Raw genomic sequence first — 23,166 nt, 5'->3', positions numbered from 1 at the left:
TCCGTACCTGCAACCATTGTGCAATAGGAGTGAAGGGTGACGATCCCCGGGGTGTGAGGAATACGCAGGAGCCCTTGCTTAGTTTCTGCAACCGATACGCAATAGTGTGTTTCCGGCACGATCGTCACCGTTGAACTCGCCGAAAGGGGCCGTGTCCTGATGGGCACCTACTCGCTTCCCGACCTGCCGTACGACTACTCCGCTCTTGAGCGCGCGATGTCCGCCGAGATCCTGGAGCTGCACCACTCGAAGCACCACGCGGCGTACGTCAAGGGCGCCAACGACACCCTTGAGCAGCTGGCCGAGGCCCGTGACAAGGAGCAGTTCGGCGGTCTGGTCGGTCTCCAGAAGACCTTCGCCTTCCACCTCTCCGGCCACGTGCTGCACTCGCTGTTCTGGGAGAACCTCTCCCCGGAGGGCGGCGACCGTCCCGACGGCGCCCTCGCCGACGCGATCACCGAGCACTTCGGTTCGTTCGAGGCCTTCAAGAAGCAGCTGACCACCGCGACCGTCGGTGTGCAGGGTTCCGGCTGGGGCATCCTCTCCTGGGAGCCGCTGGGTCAGCGCCTGGTCGTCGAGCAGGTCTACGACCACCACGGCAACGTCGGCCAGGGCACCACCCCGCTGCTGGCCTTCGACGCCTGGGAGCACGCGTACTACCTGCAGTACCGCAACGTGCGCCCGGACTACGTCACCCGTCTGTGGGACGTCGTCAACTGGCAGGACGTCTCGACCCGCTTCGCGGCGGTCACGAGCGCCTGACCTTCCGGGTGAACCGCCCGTGAGCACCTGACCCGCGAGGGCGGGTGACGGAAGGCCCCCGACCGGCTACCTGCCCGGTCGGGGGCCTCTCCGTGTCACGGCGCCCCGCCGGGGCGCCCCCGGCCGTCAGTCCTCGTCAGTCCTCGTCAGTCCTCGTCGGGCGTCCGGAAGGCGTCCAGGATCCGCTGGGCCGCGAGCCCGGCCGGCAGGGTGCCCTCGCGGACCCGGTGTTCCAGGGCGGGGGCGAGCCGGCGGACCTCGGGGTGGGCGTGCAGCCGGGCGAGGAGCTGGTCGTGCACCATCGCCCAGGTCCACTCGACCTGCTGGTCGCGCCGCTTGGCGGCCAGCGCGCCGGTCGCGTCCAGCACCTTGCGGTGCTGCTGGAGCCGCTCCCAGAGGGTGTCCAGCCCGCTGCCGTCGCGGCCGGAACAGGTCAGCACCGGGGGCGTCCACGGCGCGTCCGGGGCCTGCAACAGCCTCAGCGCGCCGGCGAGTTCGCGGGCCGCCGCACGGGCCTCGGTCTCGTGCGGGCCGTCCGCCTTGTTGACCGCGATCACGTCGGCGAGCTCCAGCACGCCCTTCTTGATGCCCTGCAACTGGTCACCGGTGCGGGCCAGACTGAGCAGCAGGAAGCTGTCCACCATGCCCGCGACCGCGGTCTCCGACTGTCCGACGCCGACCGTCTCGATCAGCACGACGTCGTAGCCGGCGGCCTCCATCACCACCATCGACTCCCGGGTGGCCCGGGCCACCCCGCCGAGCGTGCCGGAGGTGGGTGACGGGCGGACGAACGCGGCCGGGTCGACGGCGAGGCGCTCCATCCGGGTCTTGTCACCCAGGATGGAACCGCCGGTCCGGCTGGAGGTCGGGTCGACGGCGAGCACCGCGACCCGGTGGCCGAGTCCGGTGAGCATGGTGCCGAAGGCATCGATGAAGGTCGACTTGCCGACACCGGGGACCCCGGTGATGCCCACCCGGACCGCCCCGCCCGCGTGCGGCAGCAGCATCGTCAGCAGCTGCTGCGCCAGCGCGCGGTGGTCGGGCCGGGTGGACTCGACGAGGGTGATGGCCCGCGCGACGTAGGCGCGCGAGCCCTCCCGCACACCCGTCGCGTAGCTGTCGAGGTCGATCGTCCGGGGCGCCATCGCTCAGCGCCTCAGAGCTCGTGGCCGAGGTCGGCGGCGAGCGACTCCAGGAGGTCGTAGGCGGCGTCCGGGATCACCGTGCCGGGCGGGAAGACCGCCGCGGCACCCGCCGCGTACAGCGCCTCGAAGTCCTGCGGGGGGATCACCCCGCCGACCACGATGGTGATGTCCTCCCGGCCGGCCTCGGCCAGCTCGGCGCGCAGCGCCGGCACCAGCGTGAGGTGCCCGGCCGCCAGCGAGGAGACGCCGACGATGTGCACGTCCGCCTCGACCGCCTGGCGGGCCACCTCGGCGGGCGTCTGGAACAGCGGGCCGACGTCCACCGTGAAGCCGAGGTCGGCGAAGGCGGTGGCGATCACCTTCTGGCCGCGGTCGTGGCCGTCCTGGCCCATCTTGGCGACCAGGATGCGCGGTCGGCGGCCCTCGGCCCGCTCGAACCGCTCGACCAGGTCCCGGGTGCGCTGGAGGGGCGCCGACTGGCCCGCTTCGTCTCGGTACACACCCGAGATGGTACGGATCTGGCCCGAGTGCCGGCCGTACACCTTCTCCAGGGCGTCCGAGATCTCCCCGACGGTGGCCATGGCGCGGGCCGCGTTCACCGCGAGGTGGAGCAGGTTGCCGTCCAGCGATCCGCCGCGCTGCGGGCCGGCCTCGGCGGCGCGGGTCAGCGCGTGCAGGGCGGCCTGGGTGGCGGCCTCGTCGCGCTCGTCGCGCAGGCGGCGGAGCTTCTCGATCTGCCGGGTGCGCACCGAGGAGTTGTCGACCTTGAGCACCTCGATCTGCTCGTCGCTCTCCACCCGGTACTTGTTGACGCCGATCACCGGCTGGCGGCCGGAGTCGATCCGGGCCTGGGTGCGGGCGGCGGCCTCCTCGACGCGGAGCTTGGGGATGCCCGCGTCGATCGCCTTGGCCATGCCGCCGGCGGCCTCGACCTCCTGGATGTGCTGCCAGGCACGGTTGGCGAGGTCGTGGGTGAGCTTCTCGACGTACGCCGAGCCGCCCCACGGGTCGATGGCCCGGCAGGTGCCGGACTCCTGCTGGAGCAGCAACTGGGTGTTGCGGGCGATCCGGGCCGAGAAGTCGGTCGGCAGCGCGAGCGCCTCGTCCAGCGCGTTGGTGTGCAGCGACTGGGTGTGGCCCTGGGTGGCGGCCATCGCCTCGACACAGGTGCGGGCGACGTTGTTGAACACGTCCTGGGCGGTCAGCGACCAGCCGGAGGTCTGCGAATGGGTGCGCAGCGAGAGCGACTTGGCGTTCTTCGGGTCGAACTGCTTGACCAGCTTGGCCCAGAGCAGGCGGGCCGCGCGGAGCTTGGCCACCTCCATGAAGAAGTTCATGCCGATGGCCCAGAAGAACGAGAGGCGCGGCGCGAACGCGTCCACGTCCAGCCCGACGTCCAGTCCGGCCCGCAGGTACTCCACGCCGTCGGCGAGGGTGTAGGCCAGTTCCAGGTCGGCCGTGGCCCCGGCCTCCTGGATGTGGTAGCCGGAGATGGAGATCGAGTTGTACCGGGGCATCTTCTGCGAGGTGTACGCGAAGATGTCCGAGATGATCCGCATCGACGGCTGCGGCGGGTAGATGTAGGTGTTGCGGACCATGAACTCCTTGAGGATGTCGTTCTGGATGGTCCCCGCCAGCTTCTCGGGCGGTACCCCCTGCTCCTCGGCCGCGACGATGTACAGCGCCAGCACGGGCAGCACCGCGCCGTTCATGGTCATCGACACCGACATGCGGTCCAGCGGGATGCCGTCGAAGAGCTGGCGCATGTCGTAGATGGAGTCGATCGCCACGCCCGCCATGCCGACGTCGCCGGTGACGCGCGGGTGGTCGCTGTCGTAGCCGCGGTGGGTCGGCAGGTCGAAGGCGACCGAGAGGCCCTTCTGACCGGCGGCCAGGTTCCGGCGGTAGAAGGCGTTGGACTCCTCCGCGGTGGAGAAACCCGCGTACTGACGGACCGTCCACGGCTGGTTGACGTACATCGTCGGGTACGGGCCGCGCAGGTACGGGGCGATACCCGGGTAGGTGTCCAGGAAGTCCAGGCCGGCCAGGTCGGCGGAGGTGTACAGCGGCTTGACGCCGATGCCCTCGGGGGTGTCCCAGAGCAGCTCGTCGACGTCCTTGCCGGTGGCCTGCCGCCAGGCGTTGCGCCACTGGCCGTCGGTGACGTCCGCGCCGGCGTCCCCGTCCAGCCCGATTCCGGTGAAGTCGGGGATCATCACGCCACTCCGCTTTCGTCGAGGCTTTCCACGGGGATCTCGTCGGTGATCCGGTCCAGCAGGGCGGTCAGGGTCGCGACGGCGTCGCCGCCCGCGAAGACGAACTCGTCCACCCCGGCCGCCAGGTACGCCTCACGCTGCTCGCCGGGCCGCCCCGCGAGCAGCACCCGCTGCGCGCCGGCCGCCTTGAGCGCGGCGGCGACGGCCTCGGCCCGCTCGCCGTACAGCGCGTCGCTGGAGCAGAGGCAGGCGACCCGCGCGCCCGAGGCGGCGAACGCCTCGGCGAACGCGGCGGGTTCGGTGCCCTCCACCGAGGTGGTCGCGATGCCGCCGGCCTGGAACAGGTTGGCGGCGAAGGTGGTGCGCGCGGTGTGCACGGCGGCGGAGCCGATCGAGGCGAGGAAGAGCCCGGGCCGAGCGCCGGTGGCCGCGAGGTACGCGTCCGAGCGGTCCCGCAGGGCCTCGTACGCCTCCGCGCGGCGCACCCTCGGCAGCCCGCCGCCCGGTGCGGCCGGGGCCGGCTCGCGGACCGGCGACTGCTCGCCCAGGTTCGGGAACTCGCTGACGCCGGTGACCGGTTCGCGCCGCTTGGCCAGTCGCACCGAGCGCTCCGCCCAGGTGGCCGCGATCCGCTCGCCGACCAGCCCGGACTCCAGTGCGGACCGCAGCCCGCCGGCGCGCTCGATCTCCTGGAACCACTCCCAGGCGGCGTGCGCCAGCTCGTCGGTCAGCCGCTCCACGTACCAGGAGCCGCCGGCCGGGTCGACGACCCGGGCCAGGTGCGACTCCTCCAGGAGGATGGACTGGGTGTTGCGGGCGATCCGGCGGGCGAAGGCGTCCGGCAGGCCGAGCGCGCTGTCGAACGGCTGGACACTCACCGCGTCCGCCCCGCCGACCCCGGCGGCCAGGCAGGCGATCGTGGTGCGGAGCATGTTCACCCACGGGTCGCGGGCGGTCATCATCACCGCGGAGGTGACGGCGTGCTGGCGCTGTGCGGAGGACTCCGCAGCGGCGCCGGACACCTCGGCGACCCGGGACCAGAGCCGGCGCGCGGCCCGGAACTTGGCGATCGTCAGGAACTGGTCGGCGTCGGCCGCGTAGCGGAACTCCAGCTGGCCCAGCGCGGCGTCCACGGACAGCCCGGCGCCGGTCAGCGCGCGCAGGTAGGCGACGCCGGTGGCCAGCGAGGCGCCGAGCTCCTGCGCGGGCGAGGCGCCGGCCTCGTGGTACGGCAGGGCGTCGACGGTCAGTGCGCGCAGGCCCGGGTAGTCCCCGGCGCAGCGGGCGGCGAGGGAGGTCGCCGCGGCGAGCAGTGCGTCGGTCCGTCCGGCCTCCCCGGTGCGGGCCTGCAGACCGAGCGGGTCGGCGCCGAGGTTGCCCGCGGCGGCGCTGGGGGAGACCTCGCGCTCCTGGTAGAGCTGGAACAACTGTTCGGCCGCGTCCGGGAATTCGGGCCCCGCGTCGAGCACCACACCGGCCAGGTCGAGGTAGACGCCGGTCAGCGCCTCGGGCAGCGCGGCGATCGGCAGGCCGTTCCCGCCGAGCTCCAGCCAGAGTGAGCCTCCGCCGTGCTCCAGGTCGGCCAGCACCGCCTCGTTGGTCCGCTTGGCGTCCGGATGGGCGTGCCGCTGACGAATGTCCCAGCCCGTGACCGAACAGCCCTGGGGCCGGCTGCCGCGGACGAACGGCGGGAAGCCGGGGAGGCCGGGGTCGGCGGGGCCGTCCTCGGCGGTGTACAGCGGACGGGCGCGCAGCCCGTCCTGGAGTGCGGTGGTGAGCGCCTGCTCGGCCGCTGCGCCGTCCGCGTGCTGCGCACCGGACTTGCGCAGCACACCCTCGACGAGGGTCTGCCACTGCTCTCGGTGTGCGGCCGGGAACTCGGCGGCCAGGGGGAGCCCTTCGGGCGGGACCGTCATGCCCGCAGGTTAGCGCTCCGTGGCAAGGCGTAGCAGGGGTGGATGGTGTGACCTTGCCCTCGCTGTGCACTCTGTTGCACTAACGGTGCCGCCGGTGTCACCGGGGCGGCGCGACGGGCTTGCCGCTGCTCCGCCCGTCACCCGCCCGCCACCCGCTCACCGATGGCCTACCGGCGGCCCACCACCCGCTCACCGCCCACCCGTCACTCGCTTACCGGCCGGTTACCGGCGGCTTGCCGCGCGCTTGCCACCCGCTTGCCACGGGCCCGCCCCGCTGCGGTCGGGTTCCCCGCCTTGCTCCGTCCTACTCCGTCCGGATCCGGCGTCCGCAGCGGGCGGCGCGCGGCGTGGCGGCGAGCGCCGGCGCGAGCGCGAGTCCGAGCGCGGCGAGCAGCAGGCCCGCCGCGACCGCGAAGGTCACGCGCATGCCGGTGGCAACCGGGCCGGGGGCCGCGGTCGCGACGTCGGAGGTGGCCGAGGCGAGGGTGAACACGGCGCCCATCAGGGAGGCGCCGGTGACCAGGCCGAGGTTGCGGGACAGGTTGAGCAGGCCGGAGACGACGCCCCGGCGGTCGGCGGGGACGTCCGCCATGACGCCCGTGTTGTTGGCGGTCTGGAAGAGCGAGTAGCCGGCGGTGACGACGGCGACCGGCACGAGGTAGCCCGCCACGCCGAGCGAGTCCGGCAGCAGGGCGACGGCGAGCGCGCCGGCCGACGCGGCCGCCAGGCCGGCCGCCGTGGTGCGCGGCGCGCCGAACCGGTCGGTGATCCGCCCGGCCGGGATCCCGGTCAGGGCGGCGACCAGCGGGCCGGCCGACAGGGCGAGCCCGACCAGGGCCGCGTCCAGCCGGAGCGTCCGGGCGAGGTAGAAGGGGCCGACCACCAGCGTCGCCATCATCACCGTGGAGACGAGGGCGCTCATCGCCAGGCTCGCGCTCAGCCGCCGGTCGCGCAGGACGCCCGGGCGGACCAACGGCGCCGCCGCCCCGGTCTGGGCGAGTCCGAAGAGCACGACGCCGACGGCCGCCGCCGCCAGCAGGGCCAGGTTGAGCACACCGAAGTGTCCGCGGCCGAGGGTCATGGCGAGTGCGTAGGCCCCGAGCGTCAGGGCGAGCAGCAGTGTGCCCAGGTGGTCGAAGCGGGCCCGGGTGGCGCCGGACGCCGTTCGGTCGGCCGGGTCGGCCGGCAGGTGGCGACGGGCGAGCAGCAGGGCCGTCACCCCCAGCGGCACGTTGACCAGGAACACCGCCCGCCAGCCGGGACCGGCGAGCAGCACGCCGCCCAGGGTGGGGCCGAGCGCGGTGCCCACCGCGGACATCGTGCCCAGCAGCCCCATGGCGCGGCCGGTCCGCTCCTTCGGGACGATCCCCCCGACGAACGCCATGGTGAGCGCCATCATGACGGCCGCGCCGAGGCCCTGCGCCGCCCGGGCCGCGACCAGTAGCCCGAGGGTGGGGGCCAGACCGCAGAGGACGGAGGCGGCGGTGAACAGCAGCAGGCCGCCCAGCAGCAGCCGCCGCCGTCCGACCAGGTCGCCGAGCCGGCCGACGGTGACGATCAGCGTGGTGACGGCCAGCAGGTAGGCGAGGACGACCCACTGCACGGCCTGGAACGAGGCGCCGAACGCCTGGGCCAGGGTCGGGAGGCCGACGTTGGCGATGCTGGTGCCGAGCGAGGACAGCAGCACGGAGAGCGAGAGGCCGGCGAGCGCCCACCGGACGGAGTCCGCCCGCGTCGCCCGTCCGGCCGTCGCCGGACTCTGTCCCGCGTCTGTGGTGGTCAACCCGAACTCCGTTCTCCGCGGCCCGGGGTGGGGCCGTCCCGTGGCCGCTGCGCGGCACACGTGGGGGAGCGTGCTCCGGGCGCGTCGGGGTGGCAAACTTTGTTGCCGGTTCCGGGACGACGGAGGTGGGAAGCGCGGATGGACGAACCAGAGGGCTACCGGGCGGTGCTCGACGAGGTGGCGCCCCGGCTCCGCCGGCTGCGGGAGAAACGTGGCATCACGCTCGCCGCCCTGTCGGAGACGACCGGCATCTCCAAGAGCACGCTGTCCCGGCTCGAGTCCGGCCAGCGGCGCCCGAGCCTGGAACTGCTGCTGCCGCTCGCCGGCGCCTACCGGGTGCCGTTGGACGAACTGGTCGGCGCCCCGGAGGTGGGCGACCCCCGGGTCCGGCTGACGCCGCGTGCGCTGCCGAACGGCGGGACGGTCGTCCCGCTGACCCGCAGCCCGGGCCCGCTCCAGGCGTACAAGCTGGTGATCGTCGACCGTGGCACCGAGCCGGACCTGCGGACGCACGAGGGCTACGAGTGGCTGTACGTGCTGGACGGCCGGCTGCGGCTGCTGCTGGGGGAGCACGACGTGGTCCTCGGCCCCGGCGAGGCGGCCGAGTTCGACACCCGGGTCCCGCACTGGTTCACCAGCGCGGACGGGCGCCCGGTGGAACTGCTCAGCCTGTTCGGGCGGCAGGGCGAGCGGATGCACGTCCGGGCGAGGCCGAAGGTCTGACGGCGGGCCGGCGGGCCGGCGGGCCGGTGGGCCGGTGGGCCGGATGTGCCACCCCGCCCGCCGACGGGGGCCGGCCATGGCGGGATCAGCGGCGCATCCGCCGGACGAGGTCCCCGGCCGCCGCCGACCAGTGCGGGTGTTCGAAGCCGAACCCCGCGTCGAGGAGCCGTCCGGGCACCACCGCGCGGCTCTTGAGGAGCAGTTCGGTGTCCGAACGCAGGGCGAACGCGCCGACCTCGGCCATCCAGCGGGTGGCGGGCAGGCCGATCGGGACGCCCTTGGCCCGCCGGAGGGCCCGCATGAAGGCCCGCTGCGACAGCGGGGCGGGCGCCGCCAGGTTGACGGGGCCTTCGAGGTCGTCACGCTCGATCAGGAAGCGGACGGCGCGGACGAGGTCCCGGTCGTGGATCCAGGACATGTACTGGGTACCGCCGTCGATCGGCCCGCCGAAGCCGGTCCGGGCCAGCCTGACCAGCTGCTCGAAGGCACCGCCGCGGTCGGGGCTCATCACCATGGCGCAGCGCAGCGCGACCCGCCGGGTCGCGGGCGTCGCGGCGTCGGTCTGCTCGCGCTCCCAGGCGCGGGCGATCTGCACGCTGCGGTCCCAGGACCGGGGGGCGCCCGGCTCGCCGCCACCGAGCGGGCCGGCCTCGTCGTGCGGGGCGCCGTAGGTGTGGGGGTAGATGGTGGCGGTGCTCATCTGGAGCCAGACCCGGGGCGGGCGCCGGGCGCCGGCGACGGCCCGGCCGACGGTCCGGGTGGAGTGCACCCGCGAGTCCATCATGTCGCGCTGGTTCTGCTCGGTGTAGCGGCAGTTGACGCTGCGCCCGGCGAGGTTGACGACGGCGTCGGCGCCGTCGATCACCTCGGTCCAGCGGCCCAGGGTGCGGCCGTCCCAGTAGATTTCCCGGTCGCGCCGGGGCTGCCTGGTCAGGACGAGGACCTCATGGCCCTCGGCGGTCAGCGCCCGGTCCAGGATGCGTCCGACCTGCCCGGTTCCCCCGGGTATGACGATCTTCATCGAGTTCCCCCTCGGTGTGGTTCGCGGCCAGCGTAGCGAGATATGTGAACGCGTTCAAAACGGTGTCCGCCGCGCCCCGTGGCCGAGGGAAAATCGATGGTCCGCGAGCCCACCGCGGTGATACGGATGGCGCGTACCCGACCCGCGCGGACCCCCGCACCCGGATTCGCGCCCGGGCCCGCACCGGGGCCCGCACCCGGACCCGCACCGACCGAGAAGAGGGCCTGCCTCCGATGTCCGCCCCCACCGCCACCGACTGGTCGGAGGTCTGTGCCCGTGACTTCGCCGTCCCGGCCGGCCGCCCGCTGGACGCCCTCGTCGACGAACTCGCCGCGGCCCTGGCCGACCCCGACCCGCTGGTCAGGGACGGTGACCCGTACGCGGTCCTCGGCACCTGGATCGAACGCGACGTAGTGGCCGGTGAGCTGCGGACCGCCCTCGGGCACCGGATGGCGGCGCGGTTCGGCGACCCGGCGATCGAGGCGCGGAGCTTCGCCGCCCTCGTCCTCGACATGATCGTCTCCCGGGGGGACCACGACCCGGCCTGGTTCGGGGCCTTCGCCCGCTGGTACCCGGCCGAGACCGACCTGCGCGGCCACCACCCCGAACTCGGCTGGCTGCACGCGGCCGCGCACGGCGCCGACCTGCTCGGCACGTTCGGCCGGCACCCCGCCGTCGCCCCCGGGCCGGTGCTCGACCTCGCCGCGGCCCGGCTGCTGGCCCGTACCGACCACCTGTTCGGCCAGCGCGAGGACGAGCGGACGGCGACCGGCGTCGCGCGCACCCTCACCAGGCCGGAGCTGACCGAGAAGGAGTGCGTCGACTGGGTCGAGCGGTCGGCCGCCGCCCTCGCGGACCACCGGCGGGGCCCGGCCCCGGCCTGGGTGTCCAACTGCGCGCGGACCCTGCGGGCGCTGCTCGTCCTCGCCCGGACCGGGGTGCGGGCGGCGGGCCCGGGCACGCCGCTGCTGCCGCTGGCCCACGGCCCCGCCGTCACGGACACGCTGCTGCGGGCGCTGGGCCCGGTCTGAGGCCCGCTCCCCGGTTGCTCCTCCGGCCGGCCCGGCGGCCGGAGGAGCAACCGGGCCGGGCATCCGGATCGGCCGTCCGGACCGGGCATCCGAGCGTTGGCCGGAAATGTGTCCGATTTCGTGGAACTGCGGCTGCTCCCCGCCCGACTGGTGGACCGGACCTCGGCGCGGTCGCCCGTGCCCGTCCTGCCCGTCCGTTCGTCTGCCCGTCCAAGGAGTGCTCGCGCATGTGCGGAATCACCGGCTGGGTGTCCTTTCATCAGGACGTCCGCCACAGCGCCCCCGTCATCGAGGCGATGACCGCCACCATGGCCCTGCGCGGCCCCGACGCCGGCGGCGTCTGGCTCGGTCGTCACGCCGCTCTCGGTCACCGCCGCCTCGCCGTGATCGACATCCAGGGCGGTGCGCAGCCCATGGTCGACCGCCGGGACGAGCCGGGTGTCGTCCTCACCTACAGCGGCGAGGTCTACAACCACCACCAGCTGCGGGCCGAGCTGACCGCCAAGGGTCACCGCTTCGAGACCCGCAGCGACACCGAGGTGGTCCTCCGCGCCTACCAGGAGTGGGGCGACGCCCTGGTCGACCGGCTGGAGGGCATGTACGCCTTCGGCATCTGGGACGAGCGCAACCAGCGCCTGCTGCTCGTCCGCGACCGCCTCGGCGTCAAGCCGCTGTTCTGGGCCGAGGTCGACGGCGGTCTGGTCTTCGGCTCCGAGCCCAAGGCGCTCTTCGCCCACCCCGACGTCACGCCCACCGTGGACGCCGACGGCCTGCGGGAGGCGTACAGCCTGCTCTTCAACACCGGCCCCACGGTCTGGGCCGGCGTCCGCGAGGTCCACCCCGGCGGCCTGCTCGTCCTCGACCGCGGGGGCGTCCGCGAGCGCCGTTACTGGGAGCTGACCGCCCGTCCGCACACCGACGACCTCGACGTCACCCTGGAGCAGATCGGGTCGCTGGTCAACCGTGCCGCCCGGGCCCAGCTGGAGGCGGACGTCCCGCTCTGCAGCCTGCTCTCCGGCGGACTCGACTCCACCATCGTCACCGCCCTGGTCGCCGACGAACTCCGGCTCCAGGAGGGCCCGCAGGCCAAGCTGCGCTCCTACGCCGTCGACTACAGCGACCAGGCCGAGGAATTCACCGGCGACGTGCTGCGCACCGGGCACGACACCCCGTTCGCGGCCGAGGCCGGAGCCTTCATAGGCAGCGACCACTCGACCGTCGTGCTCGACCCGCGCACCCTGCTGGACCTGGAGCACCGCCGGGCCGTGGTGATCTCCCGGGACTCGCCGATAGGCGTCGGCGACATGGACACCTCGCTGTACCTGCTGTTCGGCGAGATCCGCAAGCACTCCACGGTCGCCCTCTCCGGGGAGGCGGCGGACGAGGTGTTCGGCGGCTACCCGTGGTTCCACAACCCCAAGGCGCTCGCCGCGCAGACCTTCCCCTGGCTGCTCGTCACCGGCGACGAGGCGGCCATGCCGATCAACCCGGACCTCGCCGCGCACCTGCGCATCGGCGAGTTCCGCGACGACACCTACAGCGCCGCGCTCGCCGCCGTCCCGCACGTCGACGGCGAGACCCCGACCGAGCACCGCCAGCGCGAGATGCAGCACCTCTCGCTGACCCGCTGGCTGCGCCAGCTGCTGCACCGCAAGGACCGCCTCTCGATGGCCCAGAGCCTGGAGGTGCGGGTGCCCTACTGCGACCACCGCCTGGTCGAGTACGCGTTCAACACCCCCTGGGCGATGAAGAGCTACGACGGTCGGGAGAAGAGCCTGCTGCGCGCGACCGGGCAGGGCATCGCCCCGGACTCGGTGCTCTGGCGGCCGAAGAACCACTACCCGGCCACCCACCACGCCGACTACAACAGCGGCCTCCAGCGGCTCGCGCGCGAGGCACTGGACGCGCCGCACGTGCGGGACATCGCCGACGAGACGGTCATCAAGAGCAGTCTGGACACCCCGGCGGACCAGCTGGAGTGGGGCCACCGGCTCCGCCTGGAGCGGGTCGTGGACCTGGCCCTCTGGCTCGACCACCACCGCCCGGCGCTCGCCGTCTGAGTGCCCGCCCGAGAGCCGAGCGCCCGCCCCCGCCGCACCCGGGGGCGGGCGCTCCTCGTTGCGCGCCCGGCCCGCGCGCCCCGGCTTGCGCGCCCCGCGCGTCTTCGCCCCACGCAACCGCGCCACCCAACCGCCCCGGGTTCGGCAAGTCCTCTACAGAGATGTAGATTCAATTGCTCCGGCCGGGTCGGCCCGCTCCGGAGACCGGTCGGGCGTAGAACGGACGGGACCGCCGGAGGTCCCGGACGCCCGGAGCGCACACCGAGGCCGGGCCGGGGCCCACCGAAGGCGGGCCGGGTCGTTCCGAGGAGGACGCGGATGCCTGACGATCCCCGCCACGGCCCGCTGGTGGCGATGCTGCTGGCGCTCACCGTGGTCACCGGACTGGTCGACGCGGTGAGCTACCTCGCCCTCGGCCACGTCTTCGTCGCCAACATGACCGGCAACGTGGTCTTCCTCGGCTTCGCACTGGTCGGTGCGCCCGGGCTCTCGGCCTCTGCCTCGCTCGCGGCGCTCGCCGCCTTCCTGGCCGGTGCGGTGTCGGGCGGCCGTCTCGCCGAACACCGGCCGGACCACCGAGGCCGGCTGCTGGTCACCACCGTCACCGTGCAGGCGGTGCTGCTGGCCGGCTGCACCGTGGGGGCGGCCGTGTTCGGCCACACCCACGACCCGGTCCGCTACACCCTGATCGGCGTGCTGGGCTTCGCGATGGGCCTGCAGAACGCCGTCGTCCGGGCGCTGAAGGTCCCCGACCTGACCACCACCGTGCTGACCATGACGCTGACCGCCCTGGCCGCGGACCGCGCCGGGGCCCGCCGTCTGGCCTCCGCCGGCTGGATGTTCGCCGGAGCGCTCGCCGGGTCCGCCCTCGTCCTCGGGCCCGGCGTCCCGGCGGCGCTCGCGGCGGCTCTCGTCCTCGTCCTCGCGGTCGCCGCCGCCACCCACCGGGCCGGCCGCCTCACCCCGCCGTGGACCCGGCCCGGGGGCGCCGCCCCCTGACGGACGTTCCGCCTGCGCCGCCGCACGGTGGACGCCGCCCGCACCGCCCGTCCCGTCGGCCCCGTCCGTTCAGTCCGCGTCGTCCGTTCAGTCCGCGTCGTCCGTTCGGTCCGTGCCGCTCGGGTCACCCGGGTCGCTGGTCCGGTGCGCCTCGATGCGGGAGCGCTCGGCCGCCGGCAGCGAGCCGACCACGTCCTCGACCGTGCGGTGGGACAGCTCCGCGAACGCGCGGCCCCACTCCACGAGTCCGGCGTCCGACTCGACCACCGGCCGCCGCTGACCGGCCGACCGCAGGCCGGTCGCGCGCGAACCGGTCACCGCGGTGGCTCCGCCGCGTCCGGGACAGCCAGGAAGGCGTCCAGCTCCGCCCCGTACCAGCGGTCGGTGCGGCCCTGGGGCGTCATGCCGAGGCGTCGGCACACGGCGGCCGAGCGGTCGTTGCCGGGCCGGACGACGGCGTGGATCGCGCGGAGGCCGTCGGCGAAGCCCTTGGCCAGGGCGGCGCGGGCGGCCTCGGTGGCGTAGCCGTGGCCCCAGGAGTCGGGGTGGAGGTGCCAGCCGACCTCGACCTCGCCGCCACCGTCGGGCAGCGGGGCGAGCAGGACCGTGCCGACGACCAGGCCGGTGTCCCGCCGCTCCAGGGCCCACGCGCCGTAGCGGGGGTCGGTGGAGCGGGCCCGCAGCCGGTCGATCAGCGCGGGCGCCTCGTCGGGGGACTCCAGCGCCCGCGGGGTGGCGCCGAGCCAGCGCGCGACCTCCCAGCGGGAGTACAGGTCGAACGCGCGGTCGGTGTCGGCGCCGGTCCAGAGCCGGGCGGTCAGACGGTCGGTGACGAACACGGTGCTCCTCAGTCCTCCTGCGGCTGGTTGGCCCGGCCGCTCCAACGGGGTTCCCAACGGGCCCAGGACCGCTGCCAGTCGCGGTCGGCCCGCCGGGCGAGCGCGCGCAGTCGCAGGGCGAGCGCGACACCGATCAGCGTGGCCAGGGTGGTGGAGCCGGCCAGGCCGGTGCAGACGGCGGCGACGGTGAGGCCGATCCGGGTGTCCGGTGCCCTGGCGGGCTCGCCGGCGTCGTCCACCCAGAGGGTAACGGTGGGCCTGGTCAGGGTGGTGCGCGGCAGTTCGACGGTGCCGGTGTGCAGGCGGCCGTCCGGAGCCGCCCAGGCGGTCGAGACCTCCACCCGGTTCTCGTAGCCGCCGGCCCATCGGCTGTCCGCCGGCGGCTCCGGCACGGCCTTGCCGAGCACCGCGGCCTCGACCCGGTGCAGCCGGCCGCGTTCGGTCTGGGCGGTGCCTGCGGCGGTGCGGTAGCCGACCAGGGCGGCGGCGACGACACCGGCCACTCCGAGGGCGAGGGCGAGCGTGGCGGCGAGCCAGGCCCGGCTGCGGGCCCGGTCGACGGGGCGGATGAGCGGTTCGCGGGGGTCCGCCGAGCGGCCGAGGGCCCGACGCAGCTGACGGCCCACCCGCCGCGGCGGCGACACGGGCCGGGCCGGGCGGGGTGTGGTGGACACGATGCGTGCTCCTCACGGCTGTTGGCGCTGTTCGGCCCCCGTCGGAACCATTTTCCAGCTCCGGCCCCCGTGCACAAGAGCCGTGCGGCCCCACCCGGCCCGGGGACCTGCCCGCTCGTCCGTCGCCCGCGGGTGTCCCTCGGCCGCTGCCTCCGCTCCCCGCCCGCCCCGGCCCCGGGGTGGTCGGGTCACCTCCCCGTGAGCATCAGCATCCGTACCAGCGAGACCACCCCGACGGCGATCGGCACCGCGTACCACCACGGGCGCAGCAGACCCCACCGGACGAGGTGCGCGGTGCCCCAGTCGGTGAGCCAGGAGCCGATGTGGGCGCACATCGCGGGAACCCCGGCGGCCGTGACGCTCTCCTGGTCCCAGTGCCCGTCGGGCGGCCGGACGAGGAAGGACTTCAGCAGGAGCCAGGCCGTCAGCAGGTTGCCGGCGACGAGCAGGCCCCCGAGGAGCGCGAGGGCCACCCGGCCCACCCCGTCCACCCCGTCCACCCGGTCCACCCGGTCCACCCCGTCCACCCCGTCCGCCTGCTTCTCGCGCTCCCCGTCCGCGCCCGCCTTGACCGGCGGAACGCCCTCGCCGTGCCGTCCGGTTCCGTCCCGGCCCTCCGGTGCCATCCGCGCCACCCCCGTCCCCCCGGTTCCGGCCCGGTGGGGGCGGGAGCCGTCCCCCGTTTCTCCCCGGGAGGACGGTCCGCCGTCCCCGATCGGTTCTGGGCCTCCGTCAGGCCGCCCCGGGCGCCGTCCTGAACGCCGCCCCGAACGCCGCCCCGAACGCCGCCCCGGGCCGCGGGACCGGAGCCCCGGCCCGGTGTCGGCCCCGGCGTCGGCCGGGAGAGCGTGCAGGACCGGGACGTTCGGCCCTCGGCCGGGGCGGGGGCGAGGGGGCAGGCTGTCGGTGACCGCGTCCTCGTCGTGCCGGGACGCGGAGGTCCGGCCCGCTGTGGGGGCTCGCCGGGCCGCCGTGCGGAGCGGAGGGCGGTGTGGGGCCGCCCTCCGCTCACGTCTGCCGTCGAAGCCGACCTGCCACCGGAACCTCCGCCTCGTGAGGCGTTCTCCCAGCTCGGCGCCGTATTCTCCCCAGCTATACACTCAGAGTATACGTCGGGTGTATGGTCACCCCATGAGTGTTCCTTTGACCCTTCTCGGGCTGCTGGAGCGGGAACCGAGCCACGGCTACGACCTCAAGCGCGACTACGACGCCTTCTTCGGGCGCGGCAAGCCCCTGCCGTACGGTCAGGTCTATGCCACGCTCGGCCGGTTGGCGCGGGACGGCAAGGTCGTGGCCGGCGAGGCCGAGCCCGGCGACGGCCCCGAGCGCAAGCGCTACGTCATCACCGACGCGGGGGTGACCGAGTTCGAGCACTGGCTCACCGAGCCGGTCGCCCCCGAACCCACCCTGCAGTCGGTGCTGTTCACCAAGGTCGTCCTCGCCCTGATGCTCGGCCGCGACGCCGAGGAGTACCTCGACACCCAGCGCGCCGCCCACCTGCGCCGGATGCGCGAACTGACCGAACTGCGCCGGACCGGCCCGCTGATCGACGGCCTGCTCGCCGACCACGGCCTCTTCCACCTGGAGGCGGACCTCCGGTGGATCGACCTGACCACCGCCCGCCTGGGCGCCCTCGCCGCGGAGGTACGCGCATGAGCCCGCTGATCGAAGCCCGTTCCGTCGAGCTGGCCTTCGGCGAGACCCCCGCCCTGCGCGGCGCCGACCTGTCGGTCGAGGCCGGCGAGGTGCTGGCCGTGATGGGCCCGAGCGGCTCCGGCAAGTCCACCCTGCTGCACTGCCTGGCCGGCATCCTGGTGCCCGACGCGGGCGAGGTGCACTTCGACGGGCAGCGCATGGACACCATGAACGAGGCCCGGCGCAGCGCCTTACGGCGGGACCGCTTCGGCTTCGTCTTCCAGTTCGGCCAGCTCGTCCCCGAACTGACCGCCGAGGAGAACGTCGCCCTGCCGCTGCTGCTCAACGGCGTCCGCCGGGCCGCCGCGCTCGCGGAGGCCCGTCCGTGGTTCGCCCGGCTCGGCCTGGACGGCATGGAGCGCCGCCGGTCCGGCGAGCTGTCGGGTGGTCAGGCCCAGCGGGTGGCCCTCGCCCGCGGCCTGGTGACCCGTCCGCAGGTGCTCTTCGCCGACGAGCCGACCGGCGCGCTGGACTCGCTCACCGGTGAGCAGGTGATGGAGTTGATGGTCGACGCCGCCCGCTCGCAGGGCACCACCGTGGTCCTGGTCACCCATGAGGCCCGGGTCGCCGCCTACGCCGACCGCGAGGTGGTCGTCCGCGACGGCCGGGCCAGGACCCTCTCCTCCGGCCCGGCGCCGGGCGTCGCCGCAGGGCGGGCCGCCTCGTGATCGCCTTCGCCCTCCGGCTCGCCGTCGGCGGCGGCCGTGCCGCCGCCGTCCGACTGCTGACGATCACCGCCGCGGTGGCGATCGGCGTCGGACTGCTCCTCTCGACGCTGGCGAGCATCAACGCCGTCGAGAGGTCCAACGACCGCGCGCTCTGGCTCAACTCCGCGGCCGCGAGCCGGAACGAGACGGCGCCCGTCGACCCGCTCCGGTGGCGCCACAGCGCCGAGTACTACGACGGCGAGGAACTCCTCCACGTCGAGGTCGCCGCCACCGGCCCGACCTCGCCCGTCCCGCCGGGGGTTCCGGCGCTCCCGAAGGCCGGCGAGTACTACGCCTCGCCGGCCCTGGCGAAGCGGATCCGCGAGACCCCGGCCGTGCAGCTGGGCGACCGCTTCCCGGGCCGGCTCGCCGGGGAGATCGGCGCCGCGGCCCTGCCGTCCCCGGACTCGCTGCTCGTCCTGGTCGGCCGGAGCCCGGAGGAGCTCGCCGCCCGGCCGGGCGCCCGGCAGTTCACCACCGTCGCCACCGCCCTGCCGGCCGGCTGCGACGGCAACGAATGCCCGGGCGCGGGCGTGCGCGGCGACGCCATGACGCTCATCCTCTCCGTCGTCGCGGGGGCGCTGCTCTTCCCCGTGCTGGTCTTCATCGGCACCGCGACCCGGCTCTCCGCGGCGACCCGGGAGCAGCGCTACGCCGCGATGCGCCTGGTCGGCGCGACCCCGCGCCAGATCACCGTGATCTCGACCGTCGAGTCCGCCGTCGCCGCGGCCGCCGGAACGGTGCTCGGCTTCGCCGCCTACCTGCTGCTGCGCCCGCTGGTGGCGACCGTCCCGTTCACCGGTCGGCGCTTCTTCCTCGACGACCTCCTGCTCACGCCCGTCCAGGTGATGGCCGTCCTGCTGGGCGTCCCACTGGTCGCGGCGGCCGCCGCCCGGCTGGCGCTGCGCCGGGTCACCGTCTCCCCGCTCGGCGTCTCCCGCCGCGTCACCCCGAAGCCGCCGACGGCCTGGCGGGTCGTGCCGCTGGTCGCGGGACTCGCCGAACTCGGCTGGTTCGTCGGCCGCCGCCCGCAGTCGACCGACGGGCAGACCGCCGCCTACCTGACCGGCTTCCTGGTGATCATGCTCGGACTGGTGGTCGCCGGACCCTGGCTGACCATGGCCGCCGCCCGGCTGGTCGCCGTCCGGACGAGCCGCCCGGCCACCCTGATCGCCGTGCGGCGGCTCGCGGACGATCCGAGGGCCGGGTTCCGCTCGGTCGCCGGCCTGGTGCTGGCCCTCTTCGTGACCACGGCGACCGTCGCCATCATCGGCACCATCGACGCCAACCGCGGTGTGCTCAGCGGGGACCCGGGGACCCGGGTCGCGGTGGAGCACGGCGTGATGGACGACGGGCCGCCGATGACCGCCGCCGTCCCGGACCGGGTGCTGGCCGGACTGCGCGCCGTCCCGGGCTTCAAGGGGCTCGTCGTGGCGCACGCCAACCCCGACGGCGTGGGCCGGGACCCGGAGGACCCGCGCGGCTGGGAGCCCGTCCTGACCCTCTGTTCGGAACTCGCCACCACCCCGGTGGTGGGCCACTGCGCGGCCGGCGCGGGTGTGGCCGCCGTCCCGCACCACGGCCTCCTCGACCTGCGGTCCCGGACGGGGACGCAGTGGCCGACCGTGCCGCTCTCCGTGGAGGAGGTCGCGAAACTGCCCGTCAACGCGCTCTACGTGACGACCGACGGCTCGAAGGCGGCCATGGAGCAGGTCCGCACCCTGCTGTCCCGGGCCTTCCCGGACCAGGTCGCGCGGATGGTCGACGACTGGGGCTCCAGCCAGCAGCAGCAACTGGCCGGCTGGCGCCAGCTCGCGGACGTGGTGCTGCTCACCACCCTGCCGATCGCCGGGTGCAGCCTGGCGGTCAGCGTGGTGGCGGGGCTCTCCGACCGGCGCCGGCCGTTCGCGATGCTCCGGCTCACCGGTGCGCCGCTGGGGCTGTTGCAGCGGGTGGTCGGTCTGGAGAGCGCGCTGCCGCTGCTGGTGGTCGCCGCGGTCTCCACGGGGACGGGCTTCGGCGCGGCGGCGATGTTCCTCAAGTCGCAGATGGGGTACGACCTGGTCTCCCCGGGAGCGGTGTACTTCGTCCTCGTCGTGCTGGGGCTCGCGGCCTCGCTCGGGATCATCGCCTCGACGCTGCCCCTGCTGAAGCGGATCACCGGCCCGGAGGCGGCCCGCAACGGCTGACCGCCCCGGACCGCGGCGCCCGCACCCGGGCCCTTCGCGCCCGTACCCCGTCCCCGTGTCAGGTCACCGGCCGGGGACGGGGTACGCGTGCGTCCCGGCCCGCCGGACGTCGCCCAGCTCCGGGCGCCAGCTGCCGAGGACCAGCGCGGACGGGTAGAACATCGGGCCAGGCAGCGCGTCCAGCGGGAACCGCTCCCAGCCGCCGCAGGCGTGCGGCTCGGTGACCACGGCGTCGGCCAGGCTCGGCGGGGCGAGCACGGCCGCGGTCACCCGGGGGCGGCCCAGCTCGTGGTCGAGCAGGACGGCGAGCACCCGCATCTCCTCGGCGGGCAGCACGATCCCGGTCTCCTCGGCGAGTTCGCGCGCCGCGGTCTGCTCGAAGGACTCGCCGCCGTCGACCTTGCCGCCGGGCAGGCTCCAGGTGGGCGGCTCGCCGGCGGTGGTCCGCCGGCCGAGCAGCACCCGGCCGTCCCCGGTGGGCACGATCACCCCGGCCCCGAGCATCGGTGCGGTCGTCAACTGCTGTTCCTCCCCGTGGGTGCTGCCGGAGGGTGGGCCCGCGGGCGTCACCAGGCGGAGCGGTCGAAGTCCTTCAGGAAGACGCCGTACAGGTCCTCGCCCTGCTCGCCGCGCACGATCGGGTCGTAGACCCGGGCCGCGCCGTCGACCAGGTCGAGCGGGGCGTGGAAGCCCTCCTCGGCGAGCCGCATCTTGTCCGGGTGCGGGCGCTCGTCGGTGATCCAGCCGGTGTCGACGGCGGTCATCAGGATGCCGTCGTTCTGGAACATCTCCTGCGCGCTGGTGCGGGTGAGCATGTTCAGCGCGGCCTTGGCCATGTTGGTGTGCGGGTGGCCGGCGCCCTTGTAGCCGCGCTGGAACACGCCCTCCATCGCGGAGACGTTGACCACGTACTTGCGCCGGGACGGCGAGGCGGCCATCGCCGGGCGGAGCCGGCTGATCAGGATGAACGGCGCGGTGGAGTTGCAGAGCTGCACCTCCAGCAGCTCGACCGGGCCGACCTCGCTGACGGTCTGCACCCAGCTGTTGGTGTCCGCGAGGTCGGGGACCAGGCCGCCGGCGTCGATCGCCGTGCCCGCCCGGATCCGCTCGGGCGTCGCCGAACCGGTGAGCAGGGCGAGCGAGGTGACGTCCTCGGCGGAGATCCGCTCGCCCCCGCCGCCGGCCTGGTGCGGCAGGGCCGGCAGGTCGACGCTGCCGCTGCCGAAGCGGCCGATCGTGGTGGACTGCGGCAGCATGCCGGCCGGCAGCGGAGCCGACTCGGCGGCGAGCAGCTCGCGGTAGGACTCCGGCGGGCGGCGGACCGTCTGCGCGGCGTTGTTGATCAGGATGTCGAGCGGGCCGTCGGCGGCGACCTCGTCGGCCAGCGCCATGACCTGGGCCGGGTCGCGCAGGTCGATGCCGACGACCTTGAGCCGGTGCAGCCAGTCGGCGCTGTCCGGCATCGCCGTGAACCGGCGGATGGCGTCGTTCGGGAAGCGCGTGGTGATCGTGGTGTGCGCGCCGTCGCGCAGCAGCATCAGCGCGATGTACATCCCGATCTTGGCCCGGCCGCCGGTGAGCAGCGCGCGCTTGCCGGTGAGGTCGGCGCGGGCGTCGCGGCGGGACCGGTTCTTGACGGCGCAGTCCTGGCAGAGGTTGTGGTAGAACGCGTCGACCTCGGTGTACCGCTGCTTGCAGATGTAGCAGGAGCGGGGGCGCTCCAGGATGCCGGCGATCTCGTTGGTGGTGACGGTGGTCAGGCCGAAGGCGCCGGCGGTCTCGTCGTCGATCCGGGTCGGTGCGCCGGTCGCGGTCTTCGCGGTGACCTCGCGGTCGTTGGCGGTCTTCCGGGCCCGGGTCTCCTGCCGGCGGCGCTGCTTGAGCGTGCGGAATATGCCGCCGACGGCCTGGCGGACGGTGATCGCGTCCGGGTGGTCGACGTGCATCCGGTCCAGTTCGGCGATGACGTCCAGGCAGAGCTTCAGCCGCTCCGGGTCGAGGCCGGGGCCGTAGTCGATCTCCTCGGCGGTCCCGGTGCCGTTGTCCTGCTCGATGCCCACGCCCGCCGTCATGCCTGTTGCCGCTTCCCTGGTTGCAGTTCGCCGTTGCTGTTCGCCACCGCCGTTACCGCGTGAATGCTACGGGAGCGGCCCCGGCCGGGGCGAAACCCGGGAACCTTGGAGGAACCTCCAAGCGGGGTCCCCGTTCAGTGATCACGGCTTGTGCGGTGCACCAGCAAACGGGGTCGAACTGGCTTTTGACCGCGGGGTGCCGGAGAATCGAACGTTGGGTGCAGGGGCGCCCGAGTGCGCCCTGCGGCTGTGCCGCACCCGCACCCGAGGTGTCATTTCTCCCAGCCAGAGAGCCCCGTTTCATGCGCTTCCTGAACGACCTCACGCCGTCGTACGACCTGACGTACGACGACGTCTTCATGGTCCCCAGCCGCTCCGCAGTGGGCTCCCGACAGGGTGTCGACCTCTCCTCGAACGACGGCACCGGCACGACCGTCCCGCTGGTGGTCGCCAACATGACCGCCATCGCCGGCCGCCGGATGGCCGAGACCGTCGCCCGCCGCGGCGGCCTGGTCGCCATCCCGCAGGACATCCCGACCGAGGTGATCGCCGACGTCATCGGCTGGGTCAAGCGCCGCCACCTGGTGCACGACACCGCCCTCACGCTCGGCCCCGGCGCCACCGTCGCCGAGGCCCTCTCGCTGCTGCCCAAGCGCGCCCACGGCGCGCTCGTGGTCGTCGAGGACGGCCGGCCGGTCGGCGTCGTCACCGACTCCGACTGCCAGGGCGTCGACCGCTTCACCTCGCTCGTCGACGTGATGTCCCGCGAGCTGCTCCTCCTGGACGAGGGCATCGACCCGCGTGCCGCCTTCGACAGGCTCAGCGAGGCCCACCGCAGGCTCGCCCCCGTCGTCGACGCCGAGGGCCGCCTGGTCGGCATCCTGACCCGCAAGAACGCGCTGCGCGCCACCCTCTACACCCCGGCCGTCGACGCCGCCGGCAACCTGCGGGTCGCCGCCACCGTCGGCATCAACGGCGATGTCGCGGGCAAGGCCAAGGCCCTCCTGGAGGCCGGCGCCGACACCCTGGTCGTCGACACCGCACACGGCCACCAGGAGTCGATGATCAGCGCGCTGCGGGCCGTCCGCGGCCTGGACCCGCAGGTCCCGATCGTGGCCGGCAACGTCGTCTCGGCGGTCGGTGTCCGCGACCTCGTCGAGGCGGGCGCCGACATCCTGAAGGTCGGGGTCGGGCCGGGCGCGATGTGCACCACCCGGATGATGACCGGCGTGGGCCGTCCGCAGTTCTCCGCCGTCCTGGAGTGCGCCGCCGAGGCGCGCCGGCTCGGCAAGCACGTCTGGGCCGACGGCGGCGTCCGCCACCCGCGCGACGTC

The 23,166-nt window shown here is 74.3% G+C and carries 20 protein-coding genes; 9 read left to right on the top strand and 11 right to left on the bottom strand.

The features are described from left to right. Window positions 1-159 precede the first annotated feature (159 nt). Entirely contained in the window at window positions 160-762 is a 603-nt protein-coding gene (locus PUR61_RS06925) for a superoxide dismutase (protein WP_329876732.1), read from the top strand. A gap of 146 nt (window positions 763-908) precedes the next feature. On the opposite strand, the gene meaB is transcribed toward PUR61_RS06925, so the two are convergent. From meaB to PUR61_RS06905, 4 genes are all read right to left on the bottom strand, one after another. Further along, the gene (gene meaB / locus PUR61_RS06920; RefSeq protein ID WP_329876730.1) at window positions 909-1,907 is read right to left on the bottom strand and encodes a methylmalonyl Co-A mutase-associated GTPase MeaB; all 999 of its coding nucleotides are present in this window, start codon (window positions 1,905-1,907) and stop codon (window positions 909-911) included. Between the two features lie 11 nt (window positions 1,908-1,918). Beyond that, window positions 1,919-4,123 (bottom strand): methylmalonyl-CoA mutase, encoded by a 2,205-nt coding sequence (scpA, locus tag PUR61_RS06915; protein ID WP_329876728.1) that lies wholly within the window; start codon window positions 4,121-4,123, stop codon window positions 1,919-1,921. Further along, window positions 4,123-6,039 carry a methylmalonyl-CoA mutase family protein gene (locus tag PUR61_RS06910; protein ID WP_329876725.1) on the bottom strand — a complete coding sequence of 639 codons (1,917 nt, stop codon included), beginning with the start codon at window positions 6,037-6,039 and terminating at the stop codon, window positions 4,123-4,125. The genes scpA and PUR61_RS06910 overlap by 1 nt, the downstream gene beginning before the upstream one ends. 304 nt (window positions 6,040-6,343) lie before the next feature. Further along, window positions 6,344-7,822 (bottom strand): MFS transporter, encoded by a 1,479-nt coding sequence (locus tag PUR61_RS06905; RefSeq protein WP_329876723.1) that lies wholly within the window; start codon window positions 7,820-7,822, stop codon window positions 6,344-6,346. Window positions 7,823-7,960: 138 nt separating this feature from the next. Here PUR61_RS06905 and PUR61_RS06900 point away from each other — a divergent pair, with 138 nt between their 5' ends. Then, window positions 7,961-8,545, top strand: a complete 585-nt coding sequence (locus tag PUR61_RS06900) for a helix-turn-helix domain-containing protein (RefSeq protein ID WP_329876721.1) — start codon at window positions 7,961-7,963, stop codon at window positions 8,543-8,545. A gap of 85 nt (window positions 8,546-8,630) precedes the next feature. Here PUR61_RS06900 and PUR61_RS06895 read toward each other — a convergent pair whose 3' ends face one another. After that, the gene (locus PUR61_RS06895) at window positions 8,631-9,566 is read right to left on the bottom strand and encodes a TIGR01777 family oxidoreductase (RefSeq protein ID WP_329876719.1); all 936 of its coding nucleotides are present in this window, start codon (window positions 9,564-9,566) and stop codon (window positions 8,631-8,633) included. 233 nt (window positions 9,567-9,799) lie between these two features. On the opposite strand from PUR61_RS06895, the gene PUR61_RS06890 reads away from it, so the two are divergent. The 3 genes from PUR61_RS06890 (at window position 9,800) to PUR61_RS06880 (ending at window position 13,656) form a co-directional block, all read left to right on the top strand. Beyond that, entirely contained in the window at window positions 9,800-10,597 is a 798-nt protein-coding gene (locus PUR61_RS06890) for a DUF2785 domain-containing protein (protein WP_329876717.1), read from the top strand. Window positions 10,598-10,824: 227 nt separating this feature from the next. Further along, window positions 10,825-12,657, top strand: coding sequence for an asparagine synthase (glutamine-hydrolyzing) (gene asnB / locus PUR61_RS06885; protein WP_329876715.1), 1,833 nt, complete (start codon window positions 10,825-10,827; stop codon window positions 12,655-12,657). 318 nt (window positions 12,658-12,975) lie between these two features. Then, window positions 12,976-13,656, top strand: a complete 681-nt coding sequence (locus PUR61_RS06880; RefSeq protein WP_329876713.1) for a YoaK family protein — start codon at window positions 12,976-12,978, stop codon at window positions 13,654-13,656. 87 nt (window positions 13,657-13,743) lie between these two features. Here PUR61_RS06880 and PUR61_RS06875 read toward each other — a convergent pair whose 3' ends face one another. From PUR61_RS06875 to PUR61_RS06860, 4 genes are all read right to left on the bottom strand, one after another. Continuing rightward, window positions 13,744-13,974, bottom strand: a complete 231-nt coding sequence (locus tag PUR61_RS06875) for a hypothetical protein (RefSeq protein WP_329876711.1) — start codon at window positions 13,972-13,974, stop codon at window positions 13,744-13,746. Continuing rightward, window positions 13,971-14,495: a GNAT family N-acetyltransferase gene (locus tag PUR61_RS06870; RefSeq protein ID WP_329876709.1), complete on the bottom strand. Its 525-nt coding sequence runs from the start codon at window positions 14,493-14,495 to the stop codon at window positions 13,971-13,973. The genes PUR61_RS06875 and PUR61_RS06870 overlap by 4 nt, the downstream gene beginning before the upstream one ends. Window positions 14,496-14,503: 8 nt before the next feature. Then, window positions 14,504-15,169 carry an Rv1733c family protein gene (locus PUR61_RS06865; protein WP_329876707.1) on the bottom strand — a complete coding sequence of 222 codons (666 nt, stop codon included), beginning with the start codon at window positions 15,167-15,169 and terminating at the stop codon, window positions 14,504-14,506. A gap of 188 nt (window positions 15,170-15,357) precedes the next feature. Further along, complete coding sequence (locus PUR61_RS06860) at window positions 15,358-15,795, bottom strand: hypothetical protein (RefSeq protein WP_329876705.1); 438 nt, start codon at window positions 15,793-15,795, stop codon at window positions 15,358-15,360. A 505-nt stretch (window positions 15,796-16,300) separates the two neighbouring features. On the opposite strand from PUR61_RS06860, the gene PUR61_RS06855 reads away from it, so the two are divergent. The 3 genes from PUR61_RS06855 to PUR61_RS06845 are packed head-to-tail and all read left to right on the top strand — an operon-like array spanning window position 16,301 to window position 19,760. Then, on the top strand, window positions 16,301-16,825 hold the full coding sequence (locus PUR61_RS06855; RefSeq protein WP_329876703.1) for a PadR family transcriptional regulator: 525 nt from the start codon (window positions 16,301-16,303) through the stop codon (window positions 16,823-16,825). Beyond that, entirely contained in the window at window positions 16,822-17,532 is a 711-nt protein-coding gene (locus tag PUR61_RS06850; protein ID WP_329876701.1) for an ABC transporter ATP-binding protein, read from the top strand. The genes PUR61_RS06855 and PUR61_RS06850 overlap by 4 nt, the downstream gene beginning before the upstream one ends. Beyond that, the gene (locus tag PUR61_RS06845; protein WP_329876699.1) at window positions 17,529-19,760 is read left to right on the top strand and encodes an ABC transporter permease; all 2,232 of its coding nucleotides are present in this window, start codon (window positions 17,529-17,531) and stop codon (window positions 19,758-19,760) included. The genes PUR61_RS06850 and PUR61_RS06845 overlap by 4 nt, the downstream gene beginning before the upstream one ends. 63 nt (window positions 19,761-19,823) lie before the next feature. Here the strand turns inward: PUR61_RS06845 and PUR61_RS06840 are convergent, their stop codons facing one another. Beyond that, on the bottom strand, window positions 19,824-20,279 hold the full coding sequence (locus PUR61_RS06840) for a nucleotide triphosphate diphosphatase NUDT15 (protein ID WP_329876697.1): 456 nt from the start codon (window positions 20,277-20,279) through the stop codon (window positions 19,824-19,826). Window positions 20,280-20,326: 47 nt separating this feature from the next. After that, window positions 20,327-21,832, bottom strand: a complete 1,506-nt coding sequence (locus PUR61_RS06835) for an SDR family NAD(P)-dependent oxidoreductase (protein ID WP_329876695.1) — start codon at window positions 21,830-21,832, stop codon at window positions 20,327-20,329. Window positions 21,833-22,134: 302 nt separating this feature from the next. Here PUR61_RS06835 and PUR61_RS06830 point away from each other — a divergent pair. Next, window positions 22,135-23,166: GuaB1 family IMP dehydrogenase-related protein (locus PUR61_RS06830; RefSeq protein WP_329876693.1), on the top strand; the 1,032-nt coding region annotated here is incomplete at its 3' end.

This window comes from Streptomyces sp. BE20 (genome assembly GCF_036322525.1).
GTDB lineage: Bacteria > Actinomycetota > Actinomycetes > Streptomycetales > Streptomycetaceae > Kitasatospora.
Note: the sequence above shows the minus strand (reverse complement) of the source record. Positions and strands in the feature narration are given on the sequence as shown.